Genomic DNA, 19,774 nt, shown 5'->3' on the forward strand with positions numbered 1-19,774 from the left:
ACAGCGTAGGAAGATCAAGGACACGGTCCGATCAAAATGCCGCGTGCTTGGGGCGACCGTGGCCAAGGCCGTTCAGTCGCGCAAGCTGCTCGACCGTGTCGACGTCGTCGTCATCGACGAGGCGGGCATGGTCGCCCTGCCGTCAGCCTGGTACGCAGCCGGACTCGCCGGCAAACGGGTCGTGGTCGCGGGCGACTTCCGGCAGCTCCCGGCCGTGACCAAGGGCAGCGGAGACCGGAAGGCAACTACCGCCGAGCGTGATCACGCCCTGCAATGGTCAGCCCGTGACGTCTTCCACGCAGCCGGACTGGTCGGGGCATCGGGCTCAGTCCTCCCGGACACCCGGCTCGTGGCACTCGACACCCAGTACCGCATGCGCGTCCCCATCTGCGACCTGGTAAACGCGGTCGCCTATCCCGACGCGCCGCTGTCGACCGCGCGCGGTGACAGCTCCCGCATCCCTTTCAACGCGTTGGTCGACGCCCCGCTGGTCCTGACCGACTCGTCGAAGCAGCGCATTTCCGGCCGCGATCACCAGACCAACACCGTGCATGAAGCTGCAGTCCACGAGCTGGTTCGGGGGCTGCAGCACGAAGGTGTCCTGCCGGGCAGAAAGTGGGACAACGTTCCCGCCGGAGAACGGGCCACTGACAGGCTCGCAGTGATCGCGCCGTACCGGGCCCAGGTGAAAGCACTCAAAAGCAGCCTCGCCTATCGCTTCGGGCAGCCTTATAAGGGGCTCGTCGACACGATTCACCGCTTCCAGGGAAGCCAGCGCCCCATCGTCGTTTTCGACACGACGGCCGGGTCAGGGAAGAGTCCCGGCTACTTCTACCGGGGATCCGGACTCGCCTCCGAGACTTGCCGGCTGCTGAACGTGGCACTCAGCCGGGCACAGGACCACTTGGTCGTCCTGGCGGACCTGGATCACATGCGCGAGCATCTGAGTGTCGGCAGCGAAGCGCTGCGGATGCTCGATCACCTCGAGGCGCACGCGCAGACCATCTCCCTGGATCAGCTCATCCCGGTCAGGGACGCGTCTCAGCTCTCAGCTCTGTCCGAGGAAGAACTGGCACGGCCCGCCTTCTTCCCGGCGGACGAGACACCCAAGGCGGTCCGTTGGGACATCGAACGAGCGACGCGGAGCATTGAGCTGTATTCCCCGTTCCTCGACCGGCAGCCCGTGCGCACCTGGTCCGCGCACCTCGGCAAACGCATCGTCGAGGGCGTGCAGGTGACGGTGACGACGCGCCGACCGGAGGAGCAGACCACCGACGCGGCTGAGGAACGAGTGCAAGGGCTGGTCGATGAGCTACAAGCGGACGGCTGCAAGATCGAGTTTCGGGAGCGGATGCACGAGAAGGTCCTCATCCTGGACGGCACCGTGCTCTGGCACGGCTCCCTGAACCTGCTTGCTAACACGGGGCCCACGGATCTGATGATGCGCTTCACGGATCCGGTCGCATGCGAGCGGGTGGGGCGGGTGGGGCGGGTCATTGAACATGCCCGAAAGGAGAAGGCCGCGTGGAACCCGCGGACAAGAACCGCGGCAGGCAGCGGCGGGACGACCGGGGAGCGCCTCTACCTCGAAGTCCCGTACGCGGAGAAGGATGAGGCGAAAAATCTCCTCGACGCGCGGTGGGACCCCAAAGTCAGGAAATGGTACGTCGACGCGGCCAGGGTCAGTCGTGAGCAGGCTTCGCGCTGGCTGCCGCCAACTGCCTGAATCCGTCTGCGCATCGCATCAGGAGGCGACACGCGTAGGCATATCTGGCCTGAACCGCAACTCCGCGATGGGGTAACGTTCTTGACGCTGTGCACCTTCCCGGAGGGTACGAGTGCGGAGTTTGTGCGCCAATCGGCGGCAATGTGAGTAGTGAACGGTGTATCACCGCGTGATTTCACGTGGCGTGTGTGCGGATGCCCGGTGGGCTGTCCCCCACCATTCCAGCTCACCGCCAAGGAGTGGTCCATGAACCCCGTCGAGTACAAGCCTGCGCGTCGCATCCGGTTCCGCAAGGTCCTGATGGACGTCGCCGTCGGTGTCGTCTCCAATCTTGTGGTGGCGGCCTTGATGGCGGCAGCGCACCTGCTCTTCTGAGCAGGTGGGTGGCGGGTCCGGAGAACCCGCCACCCCACAATGCTCAGGTCAGAACAGCATCAGGTCACTCTGGTTCTTCTCCTTCTGCTTCGCCTTCTTCCTCCGGGCGTTTCGCCCCTTGCTGCCCTTTGCAGGGCGGACCTGATGCGGAACGCGCAGCTCAGGCGGAAGGCTCGCCCAGGTGGGACGGAGACCGTGGATCTCAACCCTGCCCACGAGTGTCTTGAGGTATTCCCGCGTCTCCTTGTCCGTGGAGTAGAGGACTGTCGCGCGGCTCGCACGGGTCAACAGCACGTGGTATGCATGCCGGACGCAGCGTGCGAAGGCCTCGTCGTCTTTGCTCGTCCTCCGGCACATCTCTGTGTCGAGTGACCCATGCTCGACGACGTGCTGCACTTTGGTGTCCTTGTCCTTGCGCTTCTTGCCGCGCTGGAACACCCACCGGTCGGTGCGCCAGACCATGTCGTCGCCGATGATCACCCCACACCAGTCCCACTCAAGGCCCTGCGCCGTATAAACGCAGCCGATCTGGCCGAAGCCGGCGTCATGCACCGACCAGATTTTGGACGGCGGTTCGCCGCCCGCGCAGAAGGAATCGCTCGAAGCGTTCCACGGACGGTGCCAGCCGCCGATACGCACATCGGGCACGAGGTGCTTCTTCTTGTCCGGCGGACTCCAGGGCCAACAGAAGCCGGCCACCATGCGGGCCGATGCACCTGCCTCGAACTCGGTGCGGAGGATTTCCTCCATGTCGCCCGGGGTGTCCGCGACCTCCAGGTGCATCAGGCCGTCGGGCGTCCATGTTCCTGGCGCTTCCTCTGACAGGCCCAACAGGTCCCGCACCCACCGGATGTAGGCGTCACTGCCTCCACACCGGTACTGCTCCTTGAGCCTGTAGCGGCGTGCCGTCACACCGCGGCGCGTAGCTGCGTCCTCGATCAGCTCCACCCTGCCTACCTCGTTGGGCCTCACTGACTGGCTTTCGTCCAGGAAGAACAGCGTCAGCCGCGATGCGTCGAGCAGCTCATCGATCTGAGCTTTCGTGCCCTGCCTCTCGGGTCGCCAGAAGCGGCTGGTGGACCGATCTCGCAGCCGGTGCGCCTCGTCGCAGATCAGTACGTCCAGCGGCTTCTCGAGCGGAGTGACAAAGCTACTGAAGTAGGTGAAGCTCTCCTTGAACTCCCGATCCCCGAAGCCCACATGTTCCTGCATGGCCCCGTTGAAGGCCCGGGATCCGCTCGCATACTTGACCGTACGTCCCGCGGCCTCGAACTCCGCCTTGAGCTGGAGACCGATGGCGCTCTTGCCGGTGCCCGCACCGCCGGTGACAAGGAAGACCGCACGTCGAGGGTTCTCAATGAGTGCGTCAGCGGACGGATCGTCCAGTACGTGCACCGCAGCGTCGAGGACATCGTCCGCAACCCTCTTCTGGCGGCCTCTCAGGGTGAATACGGTGTCCTGGCCACTCGACTTGATCATGGCATCGAGCAGCGGCGTGTTGCGCAGGTTCATGCGGCTCAGGAGGATCTCGGCTGCGGAGTGATGCTCATCGCCGGTGAAGTGCCGCCGGAGGTCCGCAAGGAACTCTGACCTGCTGTCCTTGGTGTAGGTCCTGGCATATGAGCCGGTCGGAGAGTCGATGCCCAGCAGCGGCCGTACAGACTCATCCGTGGCATTGTGCAGGTAGGTGAAGCCCCCGCACTCGAACTGCAGGCCGTTCAGCGGACCCGTCACGCCGGTGAATAGGTCGTAGTACTCGCGTAGCTGGAGCGCCGGATGCTTCTTCGCCTCGTCGATACCCGGTACGTACACCAGATCCGCGGTCGCCCTTTCCACCCGCGTGACTGTCGACCAACGCTTCAGTTCTACGAGTTGGACGGAGATGTCCCCGTCCGTCGGATGGCGGCCGGCCAGCACCACGTCGATCTGACGGCTGTCGTCGGATCGTTCCGGATCGTCAACGGTCGCCGAGCACTCGACGATCATCTCCACGTTGCCGCGTTCGGCCGCGACCAGATCTCTCGCGAGCGCGATGAGACTCTCCGCCCACGCCGTACGCTCGCCGACGGATGCCTCCCTTCCTCGGAAATGCACCCACCGGGCTGCAAGGTGAGGCACCATACGGCGCCGTAAATCGAGTGTGAGTAGGTCCCTGGCCGACAAACGCAGCAAGAGCATGGACACGAGGTGGTTCCCCCAGGGCACGAGTGACTCGTGCGGGTGGGGGCATGTCCGTGTGGGGGAAGCCCGGCGGGCCGCAACCGGTGCCGGTGATCTTACGGAATCGTTCCCTCGTGCGGATAGCATTGGACTGTCGTCACTGCGGCCCGCCGGGCTTCCGCATCCGCCTCGGCGGATTTTCGAAGGACATGCCCCCACCCGCACGAGTTCTTTCGTGCTGCCTGGGGGCATTTCTTGCTGTTCCGTGACTCCGCTGCTGCGGTTGCCGCCGAGGCCCTTGCCGGATCTTTGGCCTTCCGCTTGACCGAGCAGTTCGTCCGAGCCCACGGCTACCGCCCCAGCCCCTCGGAAGTCAGGTCATGGGAGCGGTCGATACCCGCACTCGCAAGCGCCCTCAACGACTCGGGGCTCAGCCAGGTCGAGATGCTGCTCGAGTACGCGCTGCCGCTGAACAGCAAGCGCGCGGACGTGGTCCTGGCCGGGACGCACCCCCGGACCGGAGAGCCGTCCTATGTCGTTGTGGAGTTGAAGCAGTGGAGCCAGGTGTGGCCCGATGAGAGCGACCCCACCCTGTGCAGACTCGATGACGGCAACCAGCGTGCAAGGCTCAACCCGATCGACCAGGTCCAGGGCTACTGCCACTACCTCATCAACTTCAACGGTGTGCTGTCACAGCACCCGAAGCGACTCCAAGGCGTTGCCTACCTTCACAACGCGACCGAGAATGGGGTTGCTGCGCTACGGAAGACCGGTGAGGACGCCTACGGCACGCTGTTCACCGCCGACCGGCGTGGCGACTTCTTGGACTACCTGAAGGCTCAACTGTCCGAAGAATCCGGCGCTCCAGCTGCCGACGATCTCGTGCAAGGAAAGATCGGACCGTCACAGCAACTCATGGCCGTGGCGGCTCAGGAAGTGCGCAGTCGTGAGCAGTTCGTGTTGCTGGACGAGCAGAAGGTCGCCTACCGCTCGGTGCTCAATGCGGTGCGGCGCGCCAAACGCGCCAACCACAAAGAAGTTGTCGTTGTCACAGGGGGCCCTGGAACCGGCAAGAGCGTCATCGCTCTCTCCCTGCTCGGAGAGCTCTACCGGCAGGGCGTGCCGGCGTTGCACGCAACGGGGTCGAGTTCCTTCACCACGACCATGCGCAGGGTCGCGGGAGCGCGAAAGCGCGAGGTGCAGGACCTGTTCAAGTACTTCAACAGCTTCATGGCAGCCGAGCCGAACAGTATCGACGTGCTGATCTGCGACGAGGCTCACCGCATCCGGGAGACATCGGCAAATCGGTACACTCGGGCCGAAAGCCGCACAGGAAAGCCTCAGATAGACGAACTGATCGACGTGGCCCATGTGCCGGTGTTCCTGCTTGATGAGCATCAAGTCGTACGTCCAGGCGAGATGGGCACGGTGGAGGAGATCCGGGCCGCAGCGGAGAGGAAGGGACTCAACTTCAACGTAGTGCCGTTGGATTCCCAGTTCCGGTGCGGAGGATCGGACGCCTACCTGAAGTGGGTCGTCCGATTGCTCGGGCTCGAGTCTGGAGGGCCTGTGGAATGGAATCCCGACGGAAAGATGCTGCTGGAGGTCGTCGACTCCCCTGAGGAACTTGAGGCCTTTCTGCAGGAGCGGCGGTCCCAGGGATACGGGGCGCGGATGTCGGCCGGCTATTGCTGGAAATGGTCCGACGCGAAGCCGGGAGAGCCACTCCCTGCTGACGTGCGGATCGGAGACTGGACCCGCCCCTGGAACCTCAAAGGCAATCGGTCCGTCATGGGGGCTCCCCCCTCGGCCCTGTGGGCAACGGACCCCGCGGGTTTCGGGCAGGTCGGATGCGTCTACACGGCTCAGGGCTTCGAATACGACTGGAGCGGTGTGATTCTCGGCCCGGATCTTGTCTGGCGTGACGGCAATTGGGTCGTTGACCGAACCCAATCGAAGGATCCGGTGTTAAAGAGAGCTACCTCGGACCCGGACGTGGATCGACTGATTCGCAACACGTACAAGGTCCTCTTGACCCGGGGCATGATCGGCACAGTCATCTACTCCACCGATTCACAGACCCGCGCGAAACTGCGCGAGCTGGTTGAACCGCTGGCAGGTGCCGCCGTGCCCGTTTGACGCGTTTCCGGGGCCGCGTTCAGGCCTGGCCGGCCCCCGCCGTCGGCAGCGCGGGCCGCGGCGAAGGCTCACTTCCTCTGCAGTGGCGATCTCGCCGCTCGTGGCTCCGCCCCCGTACGTGGTGCACGCGAAAGCAACCGTTGGCCAATTACCGAGCCCGAAGTGCGGACTGGGTCAAGGCCGAGGTCAATGCGCGCGAGCGCAACGGATGCCCCCGCAAGATCTAGCCTGCGAACTGTGCGCCACGGGAACGGACGGCGAACGCGCCCCCGCTGCTGAGTAGCACCACTCAGGCCCGAACCCATCGGCTTAGCGCAGCATTGAAGGCATGGTCACCTGGGTAGCGGACGGCGTCCTGGCAGTCCTGTCGAGCGTGCTGGAGGTGGCTGCCCTGGTCACGTTCTGGTTCGCGGAAGGCCTCAAGCAGTGGGCGGCCGGGGGCAAGACGGTTGTCGGCTTCCGGGTTCGACTCTGGCTGGTGCTGACCGCCGGGCCGGCCGTACTGGCGGGGGTCAGCTACGGGGCCTTCCGGGCAGGGCTTCCGGCGACCGGCGTCGCCCAGGCACTCGTCGCCGCGGTCCTCGCAGGGGTTCTGGCACTGGGGGTCGGCACGGAGTGCTCCCGATGGGCTGCCCGAGCCTTCCGCCGATACGGTGCCGGGCGTCGGGCCCGGCGCGACAAGGTCCTGTAGCCCCGGGGCCCGGGCAAGCACTCAGCCCGGGATGAGCGCATCCCACTGGTCGCGGGTCGGGCCGTCGTGCTCCGGCGAGAAGTCCGGGTGGGCAGCCAGCCAGGCGGTGACGTGACGGTCCACTTCGTCGGTGCCATAGGCGTCGTGGGCCGTTCGCAGCAGATGACGCACCTGGGCTCGGGCTCTCATGACGACCGGGTCGTCGAAGGCGCAGGCGGCCAGGGCAGCAGCCCTCCGGTCCGTGGTTGGTGAACCCTCGGCGAGGCGTCGCCCGTTGGTGCTGTCGGCCTTGACCTGCTCGTCGAACCACGGGCGGAGGATCTGCGTGGTCCAGGTGTGGTAACCGGTGGGGTCCGCGGCGATCCGGTCGACGTGGTGGGCGAGGTGCTGGGCGGCGAGCAGGCCGAGGGCCACGCCGTGGCCGAAGGTGGGGTTGGTGTGGATGAGGCTGTCCCCGGCGTTGACCAGGCCGGTGACGACAGGTCCGTCGTCGTCGGCGAGGGCGGTCCAGCGGTTGTCCAGGCCGGCCATCGCCAGGACGGGTGTCTGTGGTTCGGGGGCCAGGTCGAGCCAGGCGGCGGTGGCGGGGAAACGGCGTGCGGCGGCCTCGAACACGGCGGGGTCGGTGAGCGCACTGCGGGTCGGATCTCCCGTGGAGAGGACGATGCTCACCGCGAAGGTGTCGTTGTCCGAAGGGAAGACACCGGCGAACGCGAACGGTGCGGCCGAGCCGGTCTTCACCCGCCCGGGGTCGCGCGGACCTTCGGCACGCAGGCGGTACCAGCGGCACAGGTAGGCGATCCCGGTGCGGTGGCTGTCGACCACGGGCGGACGGCAGCCGGCCGCCTTGAGCCAGGCGGGAACCGGTGAGCGACGACCGGACGCATCGACGACGAGGTCCGCCGGGTGTGTTTCCGTGCCCACCCGCACGCCGGTGACCCGGGCGGGGCGGCCCTTCCGGACGGTGAGGGCGTTCACCCGGCAGCCTCGCCGCACCTCGATTGTGGGTTCCCGTCGCACCGCCTCGGTCAGGGCGGCCTCCAGCACGATGCGGCGGGTACGCAGGGTCACCAAGTCCTCGTCGCCGGCCCGGTGCTGCGGATGCTCACCGAACCAGTCGAACTCGTGGTACTCCCGGGCTCCGCGTGCCAGCACGTCCGCGTAGACATCAGGGGCCTCGGCGAGCAGTACGGTGCGGACGGGTGCGAGGAGCGAGTGGGGCTGGTTCGCCTGCGGGATCCGAGGCCTGCCCCAGTGGAAGAAGTCCCGGTCCAGATCCTCGCCGGCCTGGCGTGCGTCCTGCTCGAACAACGTGACCGGATGGCCCCGTCGGCCAAGCATGAGCGCCGTCCCCAGCCCGCTGATACCCCCACCGATCACCGCAACCCGCGCCACTGAGCTCCCCTTCGCGTCGTGTTGCGGGACGAGCCTACTGTTCGGCGATCTTCGTTCGAGAACCGGCCTCGTAGGGGGCGCGGGGACCTACGGTGCCGTACCGGTGTCGACGCCTGCCGCACGCAGCAGGTCGATGACCTTCTCGAACTCCGGCCACGTTTCCGGGTAGTTGTTGTTGCCCCATGTACGGGCGACGCGCACGGCCTTGGCGGTGGGGACGGCGCCGCGGCTGAGTAGGTGCCGAACCATCTGCGGTTTTCCGGCTGCGGATGCCCACTCGATCGGCGTCCGGCCCCTCGTCAGCAGATGGATGTCGGAGCCGTGGTCCAGCAGGAGGTCCACGATCTCCGTGCGCCCTGCGGAGGATGTCACTGTGAACATCAGGGCGTTGCCGTCCCGGCACGGCGTGTCGGGGTGGACGCCCGCATCGAGCAGGATGGCGACCATCTCCGTGCGACCGTTCGAAGCGGCTGAGGTCAGCGGGGTGAACTCACCGTATTCGTGCATAGCCTGATGGGGGTCCGCGCCGGCCTCGATGAGCACGCGAACCACCTCCGTGTGTCCTCGCCGCACCGCGATGTCCAGGGCCGTGAGTCCGCGCCCGCCAGGTTTCGGGGCATCCACCGGTACCCCTTCGTCCAGGAGCCGCGTCACCTGGCTCGCGTCACCGTTCTCCGCTGCCCGAACCAGCAGGTCCACCGCACTCTCGCTGTCCATTTCCTGATCATCCCAAGGGAGCGCGGCGTCCGAGCCAGGGCCCCGCACAGAGTGGTCACAGAAGTGCCATACGATGCGCACACCAGCTCGTAAGTTCTCCGTTTGAGGATGCACACGTCATGTCTTTCGGTGCCACGTCCCGTTCCCTGCGCGGTATATCTGTTGTCGTCGCCCTTCTCGCGGTCGGTGCGGCGGGATGCTCCGACGCCATCGACAGCGCCAAGGACGGCGCGAAGAAGGTCGCCCGTCAGCGCTCGGTCTTCTCGCTCAGCCCCGGCGACTGCTACAACCCGAACAGCAAGGCCGAGACCGAGGAATTCGCGATCGAGATCGTGCCGTGCGAGGAGGCTCACGAGGGCCAGGTCGTCGGCGAGTTCAAGATCGACGAAGAGGGCGCCTACCCGGGTGACGACGAGGTCGCGGTGATCGCCGACGAACGCTGCCCGGTCGAGGCGCAGAAGTTCGCCCCCGACAACTGGGCGCTGCCCCAGGGGGTCGACGTCTTCTACTACCACCCCACCAAGGAGAGCTGGGCAACGGGCGACCGCGGCGTGAGCTGCGCGTACACCAAGGAGTCGGGCAAGCTTTCCGGCTCGCTGAAGAGCGCCCCCCTCAAGGCCGACCAGCTCGCGTACCTCAAGGGTTCGAACGGCGTCTACGACGCCCTGTGGATGAACCAGCCCGAGGCCGACCAGATCGAGAACGACCTTCCCGGATACAAGAAGCAGGCCAAGGCGGTCGCCGCCGCGCTCGACGCCCACCTCAAGGGTCTGCGGAAGATCGAGCAGCCGGAGACCGGCAAGCTGCGCGCGAAGCTGGAGGAGGCCGCCGGAGCGTGGAAGAAGGCCGCGTCGGCCGGCGACACGGACGCCTTCTACATCGCTTACGACATGGCCTTCACCGGCATCGACCCCAGCAAGACGGTTGCCGCCCGCAAGGAGCTGAACCTCGCCACGACGGTCCCGGCCGACGAGGCCGAGGTCTGGGCCGGCTGACCTCCTCGCCGTAAGAACGACCGGCCCTGGTGAATCGCCCGCACCAGGGCCGTTCCGCGTCCAGCCGCGCCTTACGGCACAGGTGACGGGTGGCCGTAGGGAACCGCCGCGCGCAGACTCGCACCCGCTGCGCCTTCAGCACGGTCAGTGGTCCAGGCCGGGTACCGGTCGTCGCGGCCCTGCGGGGATGCGCCGGGCGAGTGGAACGGAAATGACGGACCGTTCCGTCGCCGTCGGTCGCGGGTGAACACGGAGGTGGTGGAGTCCTGTTCGCCTTCCTTGGTTCACACCGTGCACATCGGGCATGGCTCGGTCCGCAGCTTGCCGAACATGAACTGGTGGACGATCAGCGGGCGCCCAGGGGCGGTGAACAGCTCGCTCAAGGTGACCTCGACGCCGGCGACCAGTGTGTCCCGGTCGTCCAGGTCGGCAGGGGCCCTCGATGAAGTCATCGTTGTCGACGGGCGGCCCCTGCGGGGCAGCGCACGCCGCCGGGCGGCAGCCTTCTCGCCCCTGCCGCACGGGGTCGAACCCGGCCGGACGCAGGCCGTCACGAGCAGCTGGGCAGTCCGCTGATTCCCCGGCCGGCCCGGCGTACCGCGACTTCGCGCTCTCCTGGGGCAGCCGGCGAACCTGGACACCGGCCGACTCGGCCTGGTCACGACTCCGGTGATCTCCGCTCGGGGCCGCCGTCGCCCGTAGCCCGTGCCGAGTCGCCCGTCAGGAAGCGGGCACCGGCCGGTGGCCTGCCCGCCCGGACCTGACGCCGGGATGCACGGTTCGGCGGGCGTCGTGGCCCCGAGGCCGGGGCGTGTTTCACTAGGGCGTGGGTGGTGTCACCGACGCCAGGTAGGTCGCCACCTGGCTTCCGTTGTTGGAGTAGCGGTGAGGCAGTGTGGCGTCGAAGGTCAGCGCCTCGCCCGCCTGCACCTCGAAACGCTGATCGGCGACGTGTACCGTGACCGTGCCGGTGATGACGTAGGCACATTCGACCGCTACATGGCTCCACGGCTCGTGGCTGGAGGCATGGCCCGGCTCGAGCGTGCCGAGCAGGACTTCGAGCTGACCGTTGCTCGGGGTCAGGCGTTCGTACTGGACGAGGCCCTTCGGCATGAGCAGGCGGGAACGCTCGTCGGGGCGACTGTGGTGAGCCGTGAGCGGGGCCTGCTCATGGAACAGCGAGGCGGCCGACGCGCCGAAGACCGTACCCAAGGCCCGGAGGGTCTTGAGACTGGGCTCGCGGACGCCCCGCTCCACCTGACTCAGCAGGGTCGCCGACAGGCCGGTCTGCGCCGCAAGATCGCGCAGGCTGAGCCCCGCCTCCGTCCGCAGCGTGCGTAGCTGGTCTCCGATCACGGTGATCAGCCTAGCCGAGCCGTGCACCCCTGTGCACTCTTGTACACCCATGCCGCGTGGGCCTGGGCACGCGTCGGCACGTTTCTGCAGAAGAATCAACGGTTGACAGTCGAAGCATCGTGCACTTTTGTGTACTCGTGTAAATAAGTACACACCCGCGTTGTTCTCAATGTTGTGGAAAGTGGTTCACCGCCATGAGCGCTGACAGACAGCTGGTCTTCCGCGGAGGAAGAGCACTGGCATTTGTGCCGGTCCTCGTGTTCCTCGGGTTCTGCGTCGTCTTCTTCGTCGTGTTCAAGACGTTCGACATGACCGCCCTCGCCGCGGGAGGTGTCGTCGCGCTGCTCGTCGGCGCACCGTTCGCCAAGCCGTACTCGGCGTACTGGTCCGCCGTGACCAGGGGGATCGGATCGTCCACCGCGGTCACGATCGTGATGATCCTGTTCTGCGTGGGCCTGATGTCCGCCCTGATCAAGGAGACCAATGTCTCCGGCGGGTTCGTGTGGCTCGCCGAGAACCTCGGCGTCGACGGCGGCACCTTCACCCTGTTCACGTTCGTCGCGGTGTGCATCATCTCGATGTCGACGGCGTCGTCCATCGGGACGATGTTCACGGCGTTCCCGATCTTCTACCCGGCCGGCGTGTTCCTCGGCGCCGAGCCGGCGTTCCTCGCGGCCGCGGTCATCTCCGGCGCGATCTTCGGGGACAACGTCGCCCCGATCTCCGACACGACCGTCATCTCGTCGTCGACGCAGACGTTCCGCCGAAAGTCCGGCACCGCCGATATCGCCGGTGTGGTACGGAGTCGCGCTCGCTTCGCCTTCACCGCTGCGGCCCTCGCGGCCGTCGGGTTCTTCGTGCTGGGGTCGTCGGGCCACTCGGGCGATTCCGCGCACTCGCAGGAGCTGCTGGAGCAGGCCTCCAACCCGCTCGCCCTCGTGATGCTCATCCCCGTCGCGCTCATGCTCACCGTGGCGCTGCTCACCCGCGACATCTTCAAGGCGGTCACGGTCGGGCTGGCGACCGGGATCATCACCGGCCTCGCCTCGGGTCTGCTGACCCCTGAGGGCGTCATCGGCGTCCACGACGGGGCACCGACCGGATTCCTGATCTCGGGCGTCGGCGACATGCTCAGCGTGATCGCTCTGGTGGTGGCCGTCTTCGGCATCATGGGCGTACTCACCGACGCGGGCATCCTCGACTGGCTCGTGAGCGCCCTCACCGGCAGCCGCCTGTCCCGCACCCCGCGCGGTGCGGAGTTCGCGATCGGCATCGGGGTCTCGGTCACCACGCTGCTGTTCGGCGGAGTGAACTCGGCCGCCATGCTCACCTTCGGCCCGGTCGCCGACAAGATCGGCGCACGCGTCGGCCTGCACCCGTACCGCCGGGCGGTCGTCATGGACTGCTTCGCGATGGGAATCGCCGCCGTCGTCCCCGTCCTCAGCGCCTATCTGTTCATCGGCGCGCAGCTCACGTCCGGGATCAAGGGCGTTCCTGCCCTGGCCACGACGGAGATCTTCGTCGCCATGCTCTACCCGCTCGTCCTCACCGTCGTCCTGGTCGTGGCGGCCGCGACGGGCTGGGGCCGCCGTTTCGAAGGCCCGGACGGCGTCGAACTGAAGCAGCCCGAGAGCGCGCCGGCCGCGGCCTGACCAGCACACCCCCGTAGGAACACCACCGGCCGACCGGCCACTGGAGCACCCCATGGATCGCAACACAGTCGAGTGGCGCGGCTACATCCCCGCCATCACCACACCGTTCACCCGCGAGGGCTCGCTCGACATCGACGCGCTGCACGTACAGGTCGCCTGGCTCGTCGACGAGGGCATCCAGGGCGCGATCCTGGCCGGTACCAGCGGCGAGTGGTTCTCCCTGTCCACGAAGGAGCGCGCCGACCTGTTCGCGGCGGGCGCCGAGCACCGAAGCGGCACCTTCCCGGTCCTCGGCGCCTGCAACGCGTTCACTCCGCAGGAGGCGATCGCCCACGCCCGCGCGGCGGAGGCGGCGGGCCTCGACGGCATCCTCCTCACCCCGCCGCCCTACATCGTGCCCAACAGCAAGGAGATCGTCGCGTTCTACCGGGCGGTGAGCGATGCCACCGACATCCCGATGACCGTGTACAACTGGCCGCGCGGCTGCGTCGTGGACATGGGCGTGGAACTGCTGACCGAGCTCGCGCAGATCGAGAACGTCGTCGCGATCAAGAACTCGACGGGAGACTTCGCGAGCTTCCTCGCCGGGATGTACGCCCTGGAGGGCGAGGTGCGGTACTTCGGCCTTCCCACCAACGCGCTCGGCGCCGACCTCGCGATACTCGGCCACGGCGACGGCCTGATGGGAACGGGCGGCATCCTCGGCCGCGACCAGGCCGACTTCTGGAACGCCGTCGACGCCGGGGACCGGGAGCGCGCGATCCAGCTGGGCAAGAAGGACCGCGTGTACATGGACGCGTGGTTCCGTCCCGACTACGGCGTGCAGTTCGGCAACCAGCAGGCGATCGTCAAGACCGCGCTGCGGCTGCGTGGCATCCCCGCGGGATTCGTGCGGGCGCCGCTCCTGGAGCTCACACCGGACGAGGTCGCCCGCGTCGAGGTGACCCTGCACGAGCTCGGCATCGACACGCTCCCCCTCACCGATGACTGAGCGGTACGACGTCGTCGTCGTCGGCGGCGGGCTCCTCGGCTGCCTCACGGCGTGGATGGCCGCCCGCGACGGTGCGCACGTACTCCTGGTCGACAAGGATCAGGTGAACCAGCACGCTTCGGGCCAGAACGCCGGGAGTCTGCACTTCCAGCTCGAGTACCGGATGATCGAGGCCGGCGAGGAGGCCGCACGCGTCGCCGCGGAGGCGATGCCGCTCCACCTCGACGCCGCCGCGATGTGGGCGCGCCTGGAGGACGAGATCGGGGAGTCACTCGGCGTCCGCCAGACAGGCGGGCTCATGGTTGCCGAGAACGCCGACCAGGTCAGGATGCTCGAGTTCAAGGCAGAGCTGGAACGCTCCTGGGGCCTCGATGTGCGCACGCTCGGTCGCGCCGAGCTCGACGACGTCGCACCGTACCTCTCGCAGGACATCGTCGCGGCCAACATCAGCCCGCTGGAAGGGAAGGCGGACGCCCGTATCGCCGCTCCCGCGGTCGCCCGCGCGGCCGTCGCGGCCGGGGCGACGGTGATCACACGCTCCCGCCTGGTCGGCGCGCGTCGCGTTCCGGCCGGATGGGAAGTCGTCCTCCGGGAGACGGACCACGCGGGGGACGAACGAACCCGCACCGTCCGGACCGCCGCGGTCGTGCTCGCCGCCGGTGTGTGGACGACGGAGCTCGGCCGGGTCTTCGACTCCGAACTCCCCACCGTCCCCCTCGCTCTCACGATGACCGTCACCTCGAAGATTCCCAAGTTCATCCCCCACCTCGTTCAGCACACAGGCGCGCGCCTGTCGCTCAAGCAGTCGCTCGACAACACGGTCCTCATCGGCGGCGGGTGGCCGGCACGACTGATGAGGGACGCGCACGGCGCCCCGGCCTTCGACCGCAAGCACCAGCTGATCCCGCAGTCGATCGCCGGCAACGCGCGTGCGGCCGTGAAGACCGTTCCCGCGTTGGAGAGGGTCCCCGCCGTGCGCAGCTGGGTGGGCACGACCACGGTGGCGCCCGACCAGCTTCCGCTCGTCGGCGCGGTCGAGGGCGCGCCCGGGGTGTTCGTCGCCACCGGCGGATCGGCGTTCACTCTCGGGCCGAGCTTCGCGCGGGTACTGACCGGCCTCATCGCCGGGCGCTCACCCGATATCGACCTCGCACCGTACGACCCGGCCCGCTTCGCGGAAGGGAGCACCTCATGACCACGGACGACGCCTGGCGTCGCACCACGAAGGAACGCGGCGGCATCGTGACGATCGGTGTGGACGGCGAACCGGTTCGCGCCTGTACGGGCGAGACGGTGGCCGGCGCCATGCTCGCCGAAGGGGTCCCGTTCGAACGGGACCGCAGCGGAGCGCCCCGGGCGCCGCTGTGCAACATGGGGACGTGCTTCGAGTGCGCCGCCACCGTCGACGGCCGGCCACTGACCCGCACCTGCCTGGTCCCGGTGCGCGAGGGCATGGCCGTCGAGACGTCAGGGAGGCTGTGATGTTCGATGTCGCGATCATCGGAGCGGGTCCGGCGGGCATGTCGGCGGCTCTCACCGCGGCCGATCATGGTCTGACGGTCGTCGTCATCGACGAGCAGCAGCGAGCGGGCGGGCAGATCTTCCGTCAGCCGCCCGAGGCCTTCACCGGAAGCGTCCTGCACCCCACCGCCGGCTACGGATGGGCCACCGAGCTCATCCGGCGGTTCGAGGAGGACCCCAGACTGACGACGGAGTTCGGCTGGTCGGCGATCGGTGTGCTGCACGACGACGAAGTACCGGGCGATCTGCGGGTGGCGATCAACCACCCGGAGCACGGCACTCGCATGATCGGCGCGCGGCGGCTGCTGATCGCCACCGGCGCCTACGACCTCCCCGTCGCCTTCCCCGGCTGGACGCTGCCGGGCGTCATGACCGCCGGCGGTGTCCAGACCCTCGTCAAGTCGCAGAGGATCGCCCCCGTCGGCGACGTCGTGCTGGCCGGGGCACATCCGCTGCTGCTGCTCGTGGCCGACCTGCTCGTCCGCAACGGCGTTCCGGTGCGTGAGGTCGCCTTCGCGCAGAGCTTGCCGACGCCGACGGAGATGCTCCTCGCCCTCGGCGCCGTACCCGGTCATCTCCGGATGCTCGCGGAGACGGGCGCGATCCTGGCGCGCCTGGTACGCAAGGGCGTCCGGGTCTCCCCCCGGACCATCGTGACGGCCGCCCACGGCACGGAACACGTCTCCGGCGTCGAACTCGCCCGGGTCGACCGGCAGTGGAGGGTGACGGGCGCGCCCCGCGAGGTCGCGGCATCGCACCTCGTGCTCGGGTACGGCTTCTCCGCGTCGACGGAACTCGCCCGCCAGATCGGATGCGAGCTCGCTTTCGACTCGCCACGGGGCGGCTGGGTGGTCTCACACGACGAACGCCGGCAGACATCCGTCCCCGGAGTGTTCGTCGCGGGCGAGCCCACGGGCGTCGCCGGCGCCGACCGGTCCTGCGCCGAGGGCGCGCTGGCAGGTCTCGGGATCGCCGCCGACCTCGGCCGCCCCGTGCCCCCCGCGGCGTTCGCCGAAGCGGAACGCACCATCCGCAAGGCCACACGGTTCTCCACCGTGGTGCAACGCGTATTCGAACCGGTCCGCGAGGCACTCGGAGACCTCGCGAAGCCGGAAACCACGATTTGCCGATGCGAAATGGTCACGCGCGGCACCCTCGACGACTTCCTCGAATCGTCACCGTTCGTCAGCAACATCAACGCGATCAAGCTCTCCTGCCGCACAGGCATGGGCCCCTGCCAGGGACGCTACTGCGAGAGCAGCGTCGGCACGGTCCTTGCATCGGCGCGCGAGCAGCCGATCGGGCTCGGCGGACGCTTCTCCGCCCACCTGCCGATCAAACCTGTGCCCGTCGGGGACCTCCGGGGCCTCGACTCGGCCGCCGAGTAGTCCGCATCGGTGTGGGACCGACCCGGTAGTCACACGAACCCCACCCGCCTCAGGTAGCACTCCGCTCGCTCGCCTCGCGCAGGGTTCGGTCCACCGCACGGTCGTACGCCGCGTCCGGTGGACCGTCCGGGCTGCCCGGGCGGCCGCTGCGCAGGAGTTCACGCCAGCGTTCCTGGCTCCAGTCCGCGGCGGCCGTGGTGCGCATGAAGTCCTCGACCAGGGTGCGGAAGCGGACCGGGTCGGCGTGGAACGGGAAGTGGCCCGCGCCCTCGAAGATCTCCAGGCGGCTGCCGGGCATGGCCGCGTGGGCTCCGTAGGCATGCTCGACGGGGACCACGCTGTCCCGGGATCCCCACAGCAGCAGGGTGGGCATGCCCTGGGTCAGGTAGCAGCGGTCCAGCATGGTGACCGCCTGGCCCCGCCAGTCGACCACCGCCCGCAGCGTGCTGATGAAGGCGCTGCGGGACGTGGCGTCGGGGAGTGCGTCCACGAGGTGGAGCAGCTCTTCGGCGTCCTGGCCCAGGTCGGTGTCGAGCAGTCTGATCAGCCGGGTGAAGAGGCCGACCTGGCCGCGCATGCCGGGCAGGCGCAGCGTGGACAGGAGCAGGTCGGCGCCCGGCAGGGACACCGCCCGCAGGGCCGGGTTGACCTCGCGTCCCACCCCGCCGGCACTCACGAGGATCAGGCGGTCGGTGCGCTCGGGGTACTGGTACGCGAACTGCATGGCCACACCCCCGCCGAGGGAGTGGCCGACCAGGGTGGCGCGTTCGATGCCGAGAACGCCCAGGAGGTCCCTGATCCCGTTCGCGTAGGCGGCCACCGAGTAGTCCGCCCTGGGCTTGTCCGAGGCGCCGTGGCCGAGGAGGTCCGGGGCGATCACCGTGTGGTTGCGGGCCAGGTCGGGGATCAGGTCGGCCCAGGTCGCCGAGGAGTCGCCGATGCCGTGGATGAGCAGGATCGCGGGGCCCGAACCCGCCATCCGGTACGCGCGGCGGTACCCGTGAATCACGCGGTGGTGCAGCGGGCTGTCCTGTTCGCCCCGTTCCGCGACGGGGTGCAGACGGCTCACGGGGAAGGGGGGCGGGGCCAGGGACATTCCTGGTTCGGGGTGGGGTGCGCCGGCCATGGATCGCCTCCGGTTCCTCCGATCGGACGGTGTCCGGATCGGGCGGTCGCTTCTCTGACAAGTCCCGGTCTTCATCAGACGGTCTTCTGCTCGGACGATTCCTGAGCGAGCGTAGAAAGCTCCGGATCCCAGGCGGTTTCCGGGACGTTTCAGGCAGCGGTCGAAGTGGCGGGCGGGTGCGGGAGCGGCGTCGGCGGCCGGGGCGGGAAGCCGTAACACGCGCGTAGCAGTTGCGGGCGCCGGCGCACCCTATGATCGCCCCAGCACGCCCTCCGCCGACGACTTCTCCTCGTCGGCCGTGGTGCCGTGTGTCTCCCTCTCCCCGAACGGGTACGGCCGATGCCCCGCCCTGTCCGCGACCCCTGGAAGGCGGCCTGAATGGTCTCTCCCGTACGTATCTGGCTCAACCGCACGTACGCGGAGAACGTCTTCTTCATCGATCAGCTCCGAGATAATCCGGAGCAGCGGCCGGTCACGGTTCATGCCACCCACGGGGATCCCGACTCCCCCGTTCTCGCGGCCGCCGACACCGCCGCGCCCGAACCCGAGGGGCTCTCGCCCGCCGGCTATGTCGAGTTCGCGCTGGACCAGTGCGCCAGGCGTGCCGTCGACGTCTTCGTTCCCGTCCTTCACCAAGCGGCGATCGCCGCGCACCGTGCGGAGTTCGCCGCACTCGGTACCACGCTGATCGCCCCGCCCGCCGAAGCGTCCGCACTCTTCCAGGACAAGGCGACCGCGTACGAGACGGTCGCGGCGGCCGGAATACCCGTGCCTCCGTGGTGGCGGGTACGCACCGAGGACGAACTGCTCGCCGCGGTCGAGGCGATCGAGGCCGATGGCGGCAAGGCCTGCTTCAAGCCGGCTGCCGGTGCCGGCGGGGTCGGATTCCGTATCGTCACCCGGGCCCCGTTCTCCCTGCTCCACCTGGGTGGGTTCCCGAGCCCGTACGTACCGCTGGACCTGATCGTCGAGGCCCTGCGCGGCAGCGAACGGTCCGTGGACTGGCTCGTGATGCCGCGCCTGGACGAGCCGGAGGTGTCCGTCGACTGTCTCACCGGGCCGGACGGCGTGGTGCGCATGGCTGTGGGGCGTACGAAGAACGGGCGCCGTCGCGGGTTCACGCTCCGCCCCTCGTGGATCGAACCCGCTCGGCTGATCGCCCACACGTTCGGGCTGCACTGGCTGACGAACATCCAGTTCCGTGTGTACGACGGCCGGCCCGTCCTGATGGACGTGAACACGCGCCCGGCCGGCGGACTGCACCAGCTGTCCCAGTGCGGCCTGAACGCGCCCTGGGCGGCGGTGAGTCTGGCACTCGGCAACGACCCCGGCGATCTGACCCCCGGCTTCCTGGGTGAGGACTACTCCGTGATCGCGGGGCCGCGTGCTCTCCGGCCGGTGGTGCTGCCCGGTCAGCGTTCGGAGGAGCCCGGCTTCGGCCTCCCGGCTGCCGGCGAGGTCCCCGCGACACTCTGACGTGCTCCGTACGGCATCCGGGGGTGCCGGCGCCCCCGGATCGGACGCCGCCCTCGCATAAATTGC

Annotated in this window: 17 protein-coding genes; 11 read left to right on the forward strand and 6 right to left on the reverse strand. The window is 68.2% G+C overall.

The window, feature by feature from the left end; genetic code table 11:
- Positions 1-13: 13 nt before the first annotated feature.
- Both ACFW9O_RS31040 and ACFW9O_RS31045 read left to right on the forward strand, forming a co-directional pair.
- Entirely contained in the window at positions 14-1,726 is a 1,713-nt protein-coding gene (locus tag ACFW9O_RS31040; protein WP_384614012.1) for an AAA domain-containing protein, read from the forward strand.
- 246 nt (positions 1,727-1,972) lie between these two features.
- Complete coding sequence (locus ACFW9O_RS31045; protein WP_384613930.1) at positions 1,973-2,101, forward strand: DUF6408 family protein; 129 nt, start codon at positions 1,973-1,975, stop codon at positions 2,099-2,101.
- Positions 2,102-2,149: 48 nt separating this feature from the next.
- Here ACFW9O_RS31045 and ACFW9O_RS31050 read toward each other — a convergent pair whose 3' ends face one another.
- The gene (locus ACFW9O_RS31050) at positions 2,150-4,279 is read right to left on the reverse strand and encodes a DNA/RNA helicase domain-containing protein (protein ID WP_384614014.1); all 2,130 of its coding nucleotides are present in this window, start codon (positions 4,277-4,279) and stop codon (positions 2,150-2,152) included.
- 237 nt (positions 4,280-4,516) lie between these two features.
- On the opposite strand from ACFW9O_RS31050, the gene ACFW9O_RS31055 reads away from it, so the two are divergent.
- On the forward strand, positions 4,517-6,400 hold the full coding sequence (locus ACFW9O_RS31055; RefSeq protein ID WP_384613932.1) for a DNA/RNA helicase domain-containing protein: 1,884 nt from the start codon (positions 4,517-4,519) through the stop codon (positions 6,398-6,400).
- A gap of 328 nt (positions 6,401-6,728) precedes the next feature.
- Entirely contained in the window at positions 6,729-7,091 is a 363-nt protein-coding gene (locus tag ACFW9O_RS31060) for a hypothetical protein (protein ID WP_384613934.1), read from the forward strand.
- A 21-nt stretch (positions 7,092-7,112) separates the two neighbouring features.
- On the opposite strand, the gene ACFW9O_RS31065 is transcribed toward ACFW9O_RS31060, so the two are convergent.
- The gene (locus ACFW9O_RS31065) at positions 7,113-8,486 is read right to left on the reverse strand and encodes an FAD-dependent oxidoreductase (RefSeq protein ID WP_384613936.1); all 1,374 of its coding nucleotides are present in this window, start codon (positions 8,484-8,486) and stop codon (positions 7,113-7,115) included.
- A gap of 87 nt (positions 8,487-8,573) precedes the next feature.
- Positions 8,574-9,203: an ankyrin repeat domain-containing protein gene (locus ACFW9O_RS31070; RefSeq protein WP_384613938.1), complete on the reverse strand. Its 630-nt coding sequence runs from the start codon at positions 9,201-9,203 to the stop codon at positions 8,574-8,576.
- Between the two features lie 119 nt (positions 9,204-9,322).
- On the opposite strand from ACFW9O_RS31070, the gene ACFW9O_RS31075 reads away from it, so the two are divergent.
- On the forward strand, positions 9,323-10,198 hold the full coding sequence (locus ACFW9O_RS31075) for a septum formation family protein (RefSeq protein WP_384613940.1): 876 nt from the start codon (positions 9,323-9,325) through the stop codon (positions 10,196-10,198).
- A gap of 284 nt (positions 10,199-10,482) precedes the next feature.
- Here ACFW9O_RS31075 and ACFW9O_RS31080 read toward each other — a convergent pair whose 3' ends face one another.
- Positions 10,483-10,650: a hypothetical protein gene (locus ACFW9O_RS31080; RefSeq protein ID WP_384613941.1), complete on the reverse strand. Its 168-nt coding sequence runs from the start codon at positions 10,648-10,650 to the stop codon at positions 10,483-10,485.
- Positions 10,651-11,017: 367 nt separating this feature from the next.
- Positions 11,018-11,554: a helix-turn-helix domain-containing protein gene (locus ACFW9O_RS31085; protein WP_384613943.1), complete on the reverse strand. Its 537-nt coding sequence runs from the start codon at positions 11,552-11,554 to the stop codon at positions 11,018-11,020.
- Positions 11,555-11,748: 194 nt separating this feature from the next.
- Here ACFW9O_RS31085 and ACFW9O_RS31090 point away from each other — a divergent pair, with 194 nt between their 5' ends.
- Genes ACFW9O_RS31090 through ACFW9O_RS31110 form a run of 5 tightly spaced genes read left to right on the forward strand, consistent with a single transcriptional unit; the run spans position 11,749 to position 17,106 of the window.
- A complete protein-coding gene (locus ACFW9O_RS31090; protein ID WP_384613945.1) occupies positions 11,749-13,206 on the forward strand; it encodes a Na+/H+ antiporter NhaC family protein in 1,458 nt (485 codons plus the stop codon).
- A gap of 52 nt (positions 13,207-13,258) precedes the next feature.
- Positions 13,259-14,197 carry a dihydrodipicolinate synthase family protein gene (locus tag ACFW9O_RS31095; protein ID WP_356417993.1) on the forward strand — a complete coding sequence of 313 codons (939 nt, stop codon included), beginning with the start codon at positions 13,259-13,261 and terminating at the stop codon, positions 14,195-14,197.
- Positions 14,190-15,392, forward strand: coding sequence for an NAD(P)/FAD-dependent oxidoreductase (locus tag ACFW9O_RS31100; RefSeq protein WP_384613947.1), 1,203 nt, complete (start codon positions 14,190-14,192; stop codon positions 15,390-15,392). The genes ACFW9O_RS31095 and ACFW9O_RS31100 overlap by 8 nt, the downstream gene beginning before the upstream one ends.
- Positions 15,389-15,679, forward strand: coding sequence for a (2Fe-2S)-binding protein (locus ACFW9O_RS31105; protein ID WP_384613949.1), 291 nt, complete (start codon positions 15,389-15,391; stop codon positions 15,677-15,679). The genes ACFW9O_RS31100 and ACFW9O_RS31105 overlap by 4 nt, the downstream gene beginning before the upstream one ends.
- Positions 15,679-17,106 carry an FAD-dependent oxidoreductase gene (locus tag ACFW9O_RS31110; protein ID WP_384613951.1) on the forward strand — a complete coding sequence of 476 codons (1,428 nt, stop codon included), beginning with the start codon at positions 15,679-15,681 and terminating at the stop codon, positions 17,104-17,106. Before ACFW9O_RS31105 ends, ACFW9O_RS31110 begins: the two co-directional genes overlap by 1 nt.
- A gap of 49 nt (positions 17,107-17,155) precedes the next feature.
- On the opposite strand, the gene ACFW9O_RS31115 is transcribed toward ACFW9O_RS31110, so the two are convergent.
- A complete protein-coding gene (locus ACFW9O_RS31115; RefSeq protein WP_384614016.1) occupies positions 17,156-18,202 on the reverse strand; it encodes an alpha/beta fold hydrolase in 1,047 nt (348 codons plus the stop codon).
- A 408-nt stretch (positions 18,203-18,610) separates the two neighbouring features.
- Here ACFW9O_RS31115 and ACFW9O_RS31120 point away from each other — a divergent pair, with 408 nt between their 5' ends.
- Positions 18,611-19,708, forward strand: a complete 1,098-nt coding sequence (locus tag ACFW9O_RS31120) for an ATP-grasp domain-containing protein (RefSeq protein ID WP_384613953.1) — start codon at positions 18,611-18,613, stop codon at positions 19,706-19,708.
- Positions 19,709-19,774 lie beyond the last annotated feature (66 nt).

Source organism: Streptomyces sp. NPDC059499 (assembly GCF_042749285.1).
Classification (GTDB): Bacteria; Actinomycetota; Actinomycetes; order Streptomycetales; family Streptomycetaceae; genus Streptomyces.